Annotated in this window: 8 protein-coding genes; all 8 read left to right on the top strand. The window is 37.9% G+C overall.

Features of this window, described 5'->3' with window-relative positions; translation table 11 throughout:
* The first annotated feature begins 7 nt into the window (after window positions 1-7).
* Window positions 8-2581, top strand: a complete 2574-nt coding sequence (gene topA / locus QGN23_RS08930) for a type I DNA topoisomerase (protein WP_282903980.1) — start codon at window positions 8-10, stop codon at window positions 2579-2581.
* 427 nt (window positions 2582-3008) lie between these two features.
* Entirely contained in the window at window positions 3009-6116 is a 3108-nt protein-coding gene (locus tag QGN23_RS08925; protein WP_282903979.1) for a T9SS type A sorting domain-containing protein, read from the top strand.
* 82 nt (window positions 6117-6198) lie between these two features.
* Window positions 6199-7275: a formimidoylglutamase gene (locus QGN23_RS08920; RefSeq protein ID WP_282903978.1), complete on the top strand. Its 1077-nt coding sequence runs from the start codon at window positions 6199-6201 to the stop codon at window positions 7273-7275.
* 63 nt (window positions 7276-7338) lie between these two features.
* Complete coding sequence (locus QGN23_RS08915) at window positions 7339-8880, top strand: hypothetical protein (RefSeq protein ID WP_282903977.1); 1542 nt, start codon at window positions 7339-7341, stop codon at window positions 8878-8880.
* A 4-nt stretch (window positions 8881-8884) separates the two neighbouring features.
* Window positions 8885-9874 (top strand): glycosyltransferase family 2 protein, encoded by a 990-nt coding sequence (locus QGN23_RS08910; protein ID WP_282903976.1) that lies wholly within the window; start codon window positions 8885-8887, stop codon window positions 9872-9874.
* 40 nt (window positions 9875-9914) lie between these two features.
* Window positions 9915-11021 (top strand): EpsG family protein, encoded by a 1107-nt coding sequence (locus QGN23_RS08905; protein WP_282903975.1) that lies wholly within the window; start codon window positions 9915-9917, stop codon window positions 11019-11021.
* A 5-nt stretch (window positions 11022-11026) separates the two neighbouring features.
* Complete coding sequence (locus tag QGN23_RS08900; protein WP_282903974.1) at window positions 11027-12148, top strand: glycosyltransferase family 4 protein; 1122 nt, start codon at window positions 11027-11029, stop codon at window positions 12146-12148.
* 113 nt (window positions 12149-12261) lie between these two features.
* On the top strand, window positions 12262-13044 hold the full coding sequence (locus QGN23_RS08895) for a polysaccharide biosynthesis/export family protein (protein ID WP_396127302.1): 783 nt from the start codon (window positions 12262-12264) through the stop codon (window positions 13042-13044).

Here is a 13044-nt window from a genome sequence, read left to right as displayed (position 1 = left end):
TTCGAGGATGTCAAAAAACTTAGTGATTGTAGAATCACCGGCAAAAGCCAAAACGATTCAAAAATATTTAGGGAAAGATTTTGAGGTGAAATCAAGTTTCGGCCATATCCGGGATCTGCCTAAAAAAGGAATGGGAATCGACCTGGAAACTTTTACACCCGATTATGAAGTTTCTGCAGATAAAAAGAAACTGGTAACCGAACTGAAAGCCGCAGTGAAAAAAGCAGACATTGTTTGGTTGGCTTCCGATGAAGACCGGGAAGGGGAAGCTATCGCCTGGCATCTGGCGCAGGAATTAAAATTGAAGGAAGAAAATACCAGAAGAATTGTCTTTCACGAAATTACAAAAAATGCGATTTTAAAAGCGATTGAGAATCCCAGAACAATCGATCAGAATTTGGTCAATGCGCAGCAGGCCAGAAGAATTCTCGACAGAATTGTAGGTTTTGAAATGTCGCCGGTCCTTTGGAAAAAAGTAAAAACCGGACTTTCCGCAGGGCGCGTTCAATCCGTTGCCGTGCGTTTGGTGGTAGAAAGAGAATTGGAAATAAGAGGTTTTCAACCGAAATCTACTTTTAAACTCGAAGGTATTTTTCTTAATAATTCTAAACAGGAAATCACCGCAAAACTCAAGAAAGATTTTGTACAGGAAAAAGAAGCAGAAGATTTTTTAAATCAATGTCAAAATACGGATTTTAAAGTTTTAAATGTTGAGACAAAACCGGGAACCCGTACCGCATCTGCACCTTTTACAACGTCAACTTTACAGCAGGAAGCCAGTAACAGACTAGGTTACGGTGTAACTGCTACGATGAGAGTTGCTCAAAGATTGTACGAAGAAGGATATATTACTTATATGAGAACCGATTCCGTGAATCTTTCTCAGGAAGCGATTAACGGAGCAAAAGCCCAGATTCTTTCTGAATATGGCGAACAATATTCGAATCCAAGAAATTACACCACCAAATCAGCCACGGCACAGGAAGCTCACGAAGCAATCCGTCCGACCGATTTTTCAGTGAAAACGATTGGTGATGTGCAATTGAATAAATTATATCAGTTAATTTATAAAAGAACTTTAGCGTCTCAAATGACGAATGCTAAAATCGAGAAAACAGTTATTGAAATTGGGGATGCAAAACTTCCGCAGCATTTTGAAGCACAAGGTGAAGTGATTGTTTTCGATGGTTTTCTTAAAGCTTATGGTATTGTAAAAGCTGAAGATGACGATGAAGAAAACAACGAAAAATTATTGCCGAAAGTTTCTGTTGGTGAAGCTTTAGATTATAAAAAAATAGAAGCGACCGAGAAATTTTCCCGTCCTTCAGCAAGATATACCGAGGCCGGTTTGGTTAAGAAATTAGAAGAACTCGGTATCGGAAGGCCGTCAACGTATGCGCCGACCATTCAAACGATTCAGAATCGAGAATATGTGGATAAGAGAGAAATCATTCCACAGGAGCGGGAAATTTTGAAGATGACTTTGGGAAAAACCAATCTTAAAAAAGAAGTATTGACCGAAAAGTTTGGCGGAGATAAAAATAAATTCGTTCCCACTGATATCGGGGAAGTAGTTAATGAATTCCTGACCCAGAATTTTGCAGAAATCCTCGATTATGGATTTACAGCAAAAGTAGAGCAGGATTTTGACCATATCGCAAATGGCGAAGAAAAATGGAAAGATGTTTTACAGGGTTTTTACAAAGATTTTCACCCGAGAATTGCTGATGTAGAAGAAAATGCGGATCGTGCAAACGGTGAAAGAATTTTAGGAGTAGATCCAAAATCCGGAAAAAATGTGTTGACCAGAATCGGCAGATTTGGACCCATGGTGCAGATTGGCGAACAGGACGACGAGGAAAAACCAATTTTCGCAAGTTTGATGGCGACCCAGAATATCGCAACCATTACTTTAGAAGAAGCTTTGGAACTGTTCAAAATCCCTTTTGACTTAAATGAGTTCGAAGGTCAAACGGTAACGATTGGCGTGGGAAGATTTGGGCCTTATGTAAAATGGGGCGATGCTTTCATCAGTATTCCTAAAGGTGAAGACGCGCTTTCAATAACCCAGGAAAGAGCAGAAGAAATCATCAATGAAAAGAAACTCGCCGACGCACCGATTGCGACTTATAAAGGAGAACCGGTCACCAAAGGGACAGGAAGGTTTGGTCCTTTTATTAAATTTCAATCAATGTTCATCAATGTTCCGAAGCGCTATGATTTTGAAAATCTGTCACAAAGTGATATCAATGAATTGATTGAAGCGAAATTGGAAAAAGAAGCGAACCGCTATATTCAACAGTGGGAAGCAGAAAAAATTTCTATAGAAAATGCGAGATGGGGTCCCATTGTAAAACTTGGAAAAAACATTTTTAAAATCCCTAAAAATAAAAAAGACGAAAAATTTACGGCCGAAGAACTGGCTGAAGTTTCTTTGGAAGAAGTGAAAAACTGGATAACCGCACAGGATAAAAATGCTTTTAAAGAGAAACCTAAAAAAGCGGCTGCGAAAAAACCTGCTGCTAAAAAGCCGGTTGCTAAAAAAGCTCCTGTAAAAAAAGCAGCACCGAAAAAGAAATAAACAGTACTTTTTTTTAAAAATTGGAATCTTCAAATGCTTGTCATTTGAAGATTTTTTTTGTTTTAAAAAGTTTTTTGAGTGTTCTCCTGATTTTTTGGGACTTAAAAATGAATTTCAATTGCAAAATTTGCGTCAAAATCCACCGTTTTGATGATAATTAATTTAAACACAGGTCTTTAAATGCGGTTTTAAGTTTGGTTTCTGAAAGGTTTTGTTCTCTGAAAAAGTACGATTGCACCAAACTGAGCGATGGAATATTAAAAAATGAGCCCATTTAATAAAATTTAAACACCGTTTCTTTTTGAAAAAAGTGGGCATTTGTATTGAAATCTTATTAAATTTGGCTCGGCACAAATACGAAAAAAACCAACACAAAACACACAAAGGATGTTAAAGAAATTATAATAATTCTATAATTTTTTTACATATGATTAAGTATCAACTATTAATTTATTGTTTTTTCGCAAGTTTTCTCTATTCTCAAACTTCAAATGGAGGAAAGGCGCCCAATAGTTACATTTACGATTTAGAGCTTGCAAATGCCAATAATTATGGCGGGATAAAAATTCCCGTATTAAAAGCCTATGAAATTTGGGCTAATTATGAGTATTTAAAAACGAATGGTGCTCCCAGTCCGATCCCTGCAGGAGCGCAAACCGCCTCTTTGTATTGGGAAGATGTACCCGGATTGGTAGAAAATGTAAGTATTGAAAGGGGCTCAAAACCGTCTGATTCGAAAATTATTGTAGAAATTAATAAAGGAAGAGGCAAGGGAAATGCAGTGGTCGCCTTCAAAGTGAATGGAACAATTTATTGGAGCTGGCATATTTGGGTAACCGATAATCCCGAAAATGGAGTGACCTATACGCAAGGATTTGAAACTGATATTGATGGAAAACTAATTACTGTTCAGTATATGGATCGTAATCTGGGTGCAACCAGCAACAGTTTTTTAGACAATCAGTGGCAGAAGTCGGGTGGATTAATGTATGAATGGGGAAGAAAAGATCCTTTTCCACCGCTGGTGTACAAAGACGCCAACTTCTACGAAATTTCCGGGGAAGTAGGTGTTTTAAAACACCCTGGGATTGATCCGGTGAACACAATACCGGTGGCGGTGAGGCCATTTAATGAAATTGAAAAAAACATTCAATATTCAGTAAATAATCCCATTACCTATATCGTGAATACTGATGCGAATGGCAACTGGTTTTCCAGCAGCAGGTATAAAGTTGCAGGAGCAAGTCCGGATTATAAGACCTGGGATTTGTGGTCAGACAATGCAAAAGGCGGAAACAGCAATGCAAGCAGTTCTGATACCGCTTTAAAAAAGGAAAGCAGTTCCTATGAATTGAAATCAGAATTGGATCCCTGTCCGAATGGCTGGAGAATCCCGTCTTACTATGGAAGGGAGACGATGAATAATAATCTCTCTTTTTTCGGAAGAAAAAACAGCGGTGCAAATGATGACATAGATGTGGCTGCGCGACAAATTTCTCCAAATTCTGTTAATGCCCGGTTAGATGGTATGAAAGTGTATCCTGGTTTAGGAATGGATTTCAGTAATGCGCAGGGTGGAGTGCGTAATTTAGGGCTAGTGTCGGTTTCAGGCGGCTATGTTTATTATCCCAATTCGGTCTCGCCCAATGCGCCTGTAGGAATTGTGTTTCAGGATAATGCCGCAAATGGAGGAATCTGGAGTGCTACTTATGCTTACGACGGAGCAAGATTGTTTTCTATGATCTCGGATCCGATGCGTAACAACACAGCCGTTGGCCTTCATGAGATTTATGTGAATCAAACCAATCCTACAAAATCCGGAAATGCAGTAAAATGCATGAGAGATCCCAATATGTCAAAAATCGGTGATTTTGCAACCCAATATTATGCCTCTCAAAAAGAAGACTATCGGGTAGGATTAGATCATCCGAACTCATATATTGTCATTAATGAAAGAAATATTGAGATTCCAATTAATAAAGCATTTTCTGTTTATAACCAATACCTTTCTGACCAGGGAATGTTACCGACGGATAATTTACAGGCGAAAGTGCTTTGGACCACTAATAAAAATTTAATTTCCGGAATTACACTTAAACCCAATCCGGCAGATTTAAGAAGCTCGGTGATTGCTGTTAATACAGTGCCTGGCGAAACCGGAAATGCCGTGATCTCTCTTCATAATGGTGATGTAAACAGTCCTGCGCTTTGGAGCTGGCATATTTGGGCTACCAGTGATGATCCCACTGCGAAACCGATTGCTTATCTTACGGAAACTCCGGCGCCGACTTCTTATAATTTTGTGAATCCAACCGCAAGCAAATCGCCTCCGATGCTCACCGTTTTTATGGACAGGAATTTAGGAGCAGAAAGTAATGCTTTGGAATCAGGAAAAGCAAATGGCCTACATTACCAGTGGGGGAGAAAAGATCCACTGCCTTTATTTCAGGAAGGGAATCCAAAAGTAATTTATACTTCCTCCGATAACGGTTCGAACTTGAAGCCTGGGGATGCTTTTAAAGGAATGCTTCTTAGTTATAATGAAACCGGTGCCGATGATTATCTGAATTCCCAAACCGTTGCTTACGAAAATTATGGATCTAAAAATTCCAGGAAACATAAGAAAACAGCGGAAAATATTCTTTATTCAGTTCAAAATCCTTTGCGTTTTTTATATCATTCGGGTATTGGAAAAATTTATGATGGTGGAAATCATTACAGCAATGATTTAACAAAAGTGAGAGACTGGGTTTCAGATGAAAGAGCTGCTGCAGATAATAGATGGGGACACGCCGATAAAAAATCACCGTTTGATCCATGCCCTGAAGGATGGCGGGTGCCCGATGTTACTTTAACCAACCTTTATACAGGATCCAAAGGTAATTCACCGTGGTTCAACGGTTACCAGAAAGATGCTTACGGAAAAGCGGGTGTTATCCAGGATCAGTGGCACGATCTCGCCAATTATTACTCAGGAACTGTGGCCGGAAATAACGGCTGGAAATTTGAAAACGCGCTCTTCCCAATTGGGAATTTCCCTAAAGATGGAATTCGTGGCGAACTTGGCGAAAATAAAATATCATTTGACCGATCCGGCGTTTGGACCGCTTCTATGGCGGATTACAATACAGGATATGCGCTTGCGATGCAGTTTCAGGGAACTAAAATGCAAACCGGTACTGCTGTTTACCCACAGGCAGGAATGTCTGTTCGATGCGCCAAAGATGAAAAAAGATTGCTGGGAGTGCCGACCTCTCACGTTAATGGAGGAGCAGTCCTGAATTCGGAGGAAGTTGTAATTCCAACGGACAGCAAGCCTGTAGATCTGTATCCCAATCCATTTAAAGATCAATTTACTATTAACAGTAAAGATGCACAGTTTGTAGAATTGTATGATCTAAGCGGTAAATTAGTATTGAAAACAAAAGTAGAAAACGGAAGCGTAAGAGCAGGAAATTTACTGAAAGGAATTTACATTGTTAAAATTATTATGAAGGATCAGTCTTTCATTACCAAGAAAATAATCAAGCAATAGTTATTATTTAATTTTTAAATAGAGGCATCACCGTTTGGTGGTGCTTTTTTGTTATTTTTGTTCAAAATCAATAATTCCTACTATGAACCTCGAAGATATTCTCCTTCCGGCCAAAGCGATAAAAACCGAAAAATGGCAACTCGGAAACATTATTTCTAATGAAATACAAGAAAACGGGATCGTGCTTATCTTTTGCTCAGATTACCGTGGAATTGAAAATGGCGCTGCAGAAATTCTTGATTTCAAACAGGTTAGAAAAGAACTTTATCAATTGTCTAAACTGGATTTTGAAGTTCCGGTTTGTGATTTGGGAGATCTGATTTCCGGAAGGTCTCATCAGGACACGCATTATGTTTTGCAGGAAGTTTTGTCGATGTGTCATCAAAAAAATGCGATTCCGGTTGTTGTTGGCGGCAGCAACGATCTGGCTTTTTCGCTTTTTTCTGCCTTGAGTTTTCATCAGAAAAACAGTAATTATACTCAGATTTCCAATCTCGTTTCTTTGTCAAATGAGGGTGAGGAATTAACGGAGAAAAATTTTCTTTCTAAAATTTTAAGTTCCAAAACTTTCGATATTAAAAATTATCACCATCTGGGCTATCAGAAACATCTGAATGAAATGGATTCGGTGAAACTGATGAAAGAAGTAGACTTCGATGTCGTTCGTTTAGCGGAATTAATGAACAGTACCGAAAAGACAGAGCCGTTTTTCCGTCGCGCAGATTTGGTGACTTTAAACTGTGACGCGGTAGAAAGTCTAGGCGACGGCTTTTCTGTAAATCCGCAAGTCAACGGTTTAAATAAAAGAGAAATCTGCGCTTATATGAAAGAAACCGGTCTGAGCCAGAACTTAAAATCGGCGGGCATCTTTAATTATAACGCCAATTCACGGTACTTTCTGAATCATCAACTTTTAGCACAAATGATTTGGCACCTCATCGAAGGAATTAATATTCAGAAATCTCATCCGGTTGAAAGAACGTTTGAAACCTTTTGGCTGATGATTGATGACCGGAAATATGCGTTCCAGCGGGAGACTTTCAGCGATCTGTGGTATTTTGGTGATGAGGAGAAAGAAGAAAATTTAATTCCGTGCTCGCTGTCGGATTATGAAGCCGCAAAAAGAGGAATGATAAACCCCCGTTTTCTAAGAAATTAACCCGGTTCCGGACAGATGATGCGGATAGATTAAAATACTTATTTTAGCTTTTTAAACACACCAATGAAAATAATTCTATCCAAGATTCTTAATGCCCCTTTTTTGCTTATTCTTCTTGCTGTTTTGGTGAAAATTCCTTTGCTTTTTACCGGGAATATTCAGGAAGATTCATTTATTACGTGGCGGGTTGCGAGAAATTTTGTGGAATATGGAGTCATTGGTTTTAATGGTGATGAAAAAATTTCGGCTTCTACCACGCACTTATATGTTTTTGTAACGGCGTTTTTCCAGTTGATTTTTGGCGAAAGATTTATTGATCCTCTGCTTGTTTTTAGTGGAATTCTGTTTGCGGCCGGCTCATGGTGGCTGGCGAAAATTCTTTTTCCCGATGAGGTGATGAAGCGTGGCTTTTTTGTTTTATTACTCAATATCATACCGCCTGCCTTAACCGCTTCTTTCCTCGGAATGGAGTATGGTATTTTGTTTTTCCTTTATAATGGACTGATTTATTTCGGACTTTATAAAAATAAAAAATGGGCATATTTCCTCTTTCCGGTTCTTCTGCTTTGGACCAGAATGGATGCCGTTATTTTTCTTGGGATTTTCTTTTTAGCAGATTTCTATCTTAAAAGAAAGATTAACTTTATTTATATTTTAGGCGGAGTCATAGGAGTTGCGACGGTGGTTGGCTTTAATTATCTCTATTTCGGCGAAATTGTAAATCATACCATTACGGCTAAAAAAATCGCCTATAAAAATTTAATGCAGAATAACAGTATTGAATTTTTGCTTTATCAATGGGCATATTATGGTGGTCTGATTAAGAAATACGGATTGTTCAGCTTTTTGCTTTTCGTTGCCTTCCTTGTCTTTTTGACTTATGCGGTTTTTAAAATTATTAAAAACAAAAAAGTCGGAAATGTAACTTCCAAAGTAATATTAGTTTCGGTTCTTGTTTTTGCGCTGGCGAAAATTACCATTTTTTCTTTATTTAAAGCATACTTCGACTGGTATTACTGGATTCCGCGGGTTTTTCTTTTTGTGGTAATCCTGTATTATTTTTTGACTGTTAATACCTGGAAAAAGAAAAGTGTTCTTCTGGGGATTTCTATTTTATTTGTTGGGTTGTATGTTTTTCAAATGCTGCAGTCCTACACGGTTGGTTATATGGAAAGACGGCAGAGGATGACCATTGCAGCAGATATTAATAAAGATAAAGTAGGTATTGAAAAATCGATTTTGTTGGAGCCGGCCGGTATTATTCCTTTCTATACGGGACTTTATACCTATGATGAGGTCGGACTGGTGAATGCCAGAATCAATGATGAAATGCTGAAGGATGAAGAATACTGGTGGATGAATTCAGTCGAAAAGTTTCATCCCGATTATATTCTGACCATTGCGAAAAAGCCTGGAGATATCAGCAGTTTTTATAAAATGAAGCCGGAAAACAGGGAAAAGTTTGATCATGATTACGAACTTGTAAAAACATATCCTATCGCAAGAATTCACGATAATGCGCCAGCAGTGCTAAAATGGATTTATCAAATAAGACCGATCGGTAAAGATTATTTTCTCTATAAAAAACGTTCTGAAAAACAATAAGTAGATGCCAAAAATTTCGATAATTGTTCCGGTGTATCAAGTGGAGAAATACCTTAGAAAATGTTTGGATTCTTTGGTTAATCAGACTTTGGAGGATATCGAGATTTTGGTTGTAAATGATGGAAGTCCGGATAATTCGCAAAATATTATTAATGAATTTAAGGACAAATTTCCTTTAAAAATAAAGGCTTTCATCAAAGAAAATGGCGGTTTGAGCGATGCCCGGAATTTTGGATTAGATAAAGCAACAGGCGAATTTATCGGTTTTGTAGACAGTGATGATGAGGTTTCGAAAACGATGTTTGAAGAAATGTATTCTTTAGCCAAAAAGCATGACGCAGAAATGGTGATTTGCAATCTGCAGAAAGTTGATCAGCACGGAAAGATCACTCAGAAACTGACGCAGATTCCCAATATGCCTGAGAAAATAGATCTTCGGGAAAATTTTTCCGTTTTTTCAGATCTTTCTTATTTTGCCTGTAATAAAATTTTCAAAAGAGAACTTTTTGAAAACAGCAGATTTAAAAAAGGGGTTCATTTTGAGGATATTCAGTTGATTCCACAATTATTACTAAAATGCAAAACGATTGCACAAACGCAGAATTACCATTATCAATATTTAGAACGAGCCGATTCGATTACAAAAACACATACGAAGCGGGGACTGGATATTTTGAAAGCGGTAGAAGCGGTGAATGCAGCTTTTGAAAAATCACAGTATGCAGATAAAAAGATAGAACTTAAGAATTTTAATATTCTGGAAGGCGTTTATTCCTATCTGGCCTATCTGGCTTTTGTGAAAGAAGAAGGCGCTTACCGGGAGATGGAAAAAGCACTGAAGACCTTTATTGAAAAGCATCATATTTCGAAGAAAGAAATATTAATCTATCAACGATTCGAAAAGAATTATCTCTTATCTTTGTCTTTGAAGAAAAAAATTTATTATTTCCATTTTTTTATAGGACTCCATCAGGTCATGAGGAAATTAATGTAAAAACAGAACTTTATTGATGCCAATTCTACATCCTATTTTTATGATCATTTTTCTCTTTCTTGCAGTTGCGAGTTATTGGGAGATTTTCAGGTTAGAGAAGAAGCAGAGCATTTTTGTTTGGATCGCAGGAATCTTGATTGTTGTGGCTGTAGGTTTCCGGCTCAATGCCGGCGCGGATTACCCGGTATACAAAATGCTTTTCTCGGGCTTTGCAATATATACCTCTTATGGAGATGTTTTAGACAAGGCGCTTTTTCGCCCCAATTCCGAGGAAATAGAATGGATTTTTGTCCTGATTAATAAACTGGTCTTCGATTTCGGAATGCCGTTTTATGTCGTAACACTGATTATGGCGGTTATCGCGGTGAGTTTAAAATTCTCTGCAATTTATGAGAACGTTGCTTTTCCCGCCTTAGCTTTACTGTTTTACTTTATGCCCATCATGTTTTTTGAAGATTCAGGACAGATGCGACAGGGATTAGGAATTGCTGTCTGCGTCGCCTCTTTCAAATTTATCAAAGAACGGAATCTGATTCTTTTTTTACTCTGCATGTACATTGCACTGGGTTTCCATAAAACATCGATTGTGTTTTTGCCGGCTTACTGGATTGTAAAAATACCGATGAACAGCAAAAGAATTTTTTGGGTATTAATCATTGCGCTTTTATCCTCCCCTTTAGAACTCTACCGATTGGGCGGAGGTTTGTTCAGTTTCCTCGCTCCAGACGATCTTTCAAATGCTTATACCGGTTATTTAGATGACCACTACTACGGGACTGAAGTAGAAGCAGGTTTGAATGATATTGTCAAGTTAATATTTATCGGAATTTTAATTAAATTTGATAAGAAAGGCTGCCAGGAGGTTTTGTGGTATGAATACATGAGGAACTTAGCGGTCTTTGGTCTGGCTCTTTTTTATTTTTTCAGATCAAATGAAATATTTGCGGTGAGGCTTCCCGGAGCTTATATGTTTTTTGTGACCATGTTTTGCATGACTAGCCTTGTGTACGCGACCAAAGGCAGAACTCGGCAAATCCTTTATTTGGGATTTATGACCTACTTTGTTGCCATGTTTTTCTATTTTGGCAAAGGAAACGGGGACAAAGGAAGTTTCTCATCAGATAAATATACGAACGCACTTTGGTAACTACGATGAATGATATAATTAAAGATGGTTTAGCGAATTTGGGAATTTCCCTGTTTTATGCAAAGTTACTGCTGGGCTTGCTGTTTTCTTTTATGCTGACCTTTTTCTCTATTCCTACCATTGTGAAGATTTCTAAAAGAAAAAACCTGATGGATGAACCGGGAGCCAGAAGTTCTCATCTCCGGAAAATACCCAATCTTGGTGGAGTCGCCATTTTTTATTCTTTGGCGGTATGTGCCTCTATTTTTGCATTTGAACTTTTTGAACTCTATAAATTTTTATTCGCGTCGCTGGTCATTTTGCTGTATATCGGGGTGATGGATGACGTCGTGGTAATGCGGGCTTACAAGAAACTGCTGGCACAAGTTGTCGTCACTTCATTAATGGTTCTTGGCTCTGATGTAAGGGTGAGAAGCTTTTTTGGTTTATTCGGAATCTACGAACTGAGCTATACTTTCAGTGTTATTTTCAGTATCTTCACTTTTATATCTTTAATTAATGCCTTTAATTTAATTGATGGTATTGATGGTTTATCAGGCGGGTATTCAATTATTTGCAGTGCTTTATTTGGAATTAGCTATTTTCGCTTAGGGGAATTTAATTATCCGTTAGTGGTGTTGTCTGCGGTAATTATCGGTTCGGTGCTCGGTTTTTTATATTATAATCTTTCTGATTTCAGAAATAATAAGGTTTTTATGGGGGATACGGGTTCGATGATTTTAGGCTTTTTATTGGCCTTTACTGCAATTTGCTTTATCGATATTTTCATTGATAAGAAATTACCGGATGTACCGAGATATTTCCTCCAAAGTGCGCCTGCGGTTACGGTAGCTATTTTAATTCTTCCGATTGTTGATACCTTGAATGTAATTTTTATCCGTTTATTTAAAAAACAGTCTATTTTTATTGCGGATAAAAACCATATTCACCACGCGCTTTTGAAGCTGGGTTTAACACACCGGCGGTCTTCTTTTTACATTTTAGTATATTATTTATTCGTGGTTATGGTTGCTTATTTTTTAAGACATATTAATGTGAATGTCTTACTGCTTGTGATCTTAACCATTGGGTTTATAGGCGCATATATCCCGCATGTCATTTTATATACAAAAGAAAAAAACCATTAATTATTTGTTAATTTGCAAACTACATACCTACGATGAAAATACTTAAAACAGCTTTATTGATGCTTCTGCCTTTTTTCCTTTTTTCGTGCATTTCAAGTAAAGATGTACGGTATATGCAACCTAACGAAAGTTTGGTCATTAATGAAGAAGGTTTGGTTCCCTATAATATTCCTGTTTACAGGATTACCAAAAATGATATTTTAACGCTCAATATTGTTACCACGCCGCAAGGTGATGCTGCACAATTCTATTCGGCACTGAATGCGTCGCCGCCGAACGGAGCGCAGGCTGGCATCGCAGGATCAGCAAGCATGAATATTTCTAATCAGGCATCTGGGCAGGGTGGTAATACAACCATCTATTTTAACGGGCTGAAAGTAGATTCTAATGGAGACGTTAACATTTTCGGAATCGGTTACATCAAAGCAGAAGGACGGACAGTGGAGGAGATGACCAAAGAAATTCAGGATAAAGTAAATGAGAATTTTGTAGCAGGCAAATCTGAAGCGAGACTTAATATTGACGGTATTACGTATTATATTTTAGGAGATGTAGAAACCATAGGAGTAGGCGGCGAGAAAAAAGCACATAAAAATACATTAACAATCACCGAAGCATTAGCAATTAACGGAGGTTTGAACAGAACCGTTGACCGAACGAATGTTGTTATTCATAGAAAGTTACCGGAAGGAATTAAAAGAGCCAAAATAGATTTAACCCGCGAAGATGTAATGAATTCTCCCTACTATTGGGTACAGAATGGTGATGAAATATTTCTGAATACCCGGTCTAAAAACCTGAATGGATTTGGCAAAGATCCTATTCAGACATTGACTACCGGGGTTTCCCTGGTTACTACCGCACTCACGATTTACTTAATCTTTACAAAACTTTAA

The sequence above is a fragment of the Chryseobacterium gotjawalense genome, assembly GCF_030012525.1.
GTDB classification, from domain to species: domain Bacteria; phylum Bacteroidota; class Bacteroidia; order Flavobacteriales; family Weeksellaceae; genus Kaistella; species Kaistella gotjawalense.
Note: the sequence above shows the minus strand (reverse complement) of the source record. Positions and strands in the feature narration are given on the sequence as shown.

Coding starts and splice junctions, on each gene's coding strand:
- QGN23_RS08895 (WP_396127302.1), top strand. CDS start 12,262: ATGCAACCTAACGAAAGTTTGGTCATTAATGAAGAAGGTTTGGTTCCC.
- QGN23_RS08910 (WP_282903976.1), top strand. CDS start 8,885: ATGCCAAAAATTTCGATAATTGTTCCGGTGTATCAAGTGGAGAAATAC.
- QGN23_RS08920 (WP_282903978.1), top strand. CDS start 6,199: ATGAACCTCGAAGATATTCTCCTTCCGGCCAAAGCGATAAAAACCGAA.
- topA (WP_282903980.1), top strand. CDS start 8: ATGTCAAAAAACTTAGTGATTGTAGAATCACCGGCAAAAGCCAAAACG.
- QGN23_RS08900 (WP_282903974.1), top strand. CDS start 11,027: ATGAATGATATAATTAAAGATGGTTTAGCGAATTTGGGAATTTCCCTG.
- QGN23_RS08915 (WP_282903977.1), top strand. CDS start 7,339: ATGAAAATAATTCTATCCAAGATTCTTAATGCCCCTTTTTTGCTTATT.
- QGN23_RS08925 (WP_282903979.1), top strand. CDS start 3,009: ATGATTAAGTATCAACTATTAATTTATTGTTTTTTCGCAAGTTTTCTC.
- QGN23_RS08905 (WP_282903975.1), top strand. CDS start 9,915: ATGATCATTTTTCTCTTTCTTGCAGTTGCGAGTTATTGGGAGATTTTC.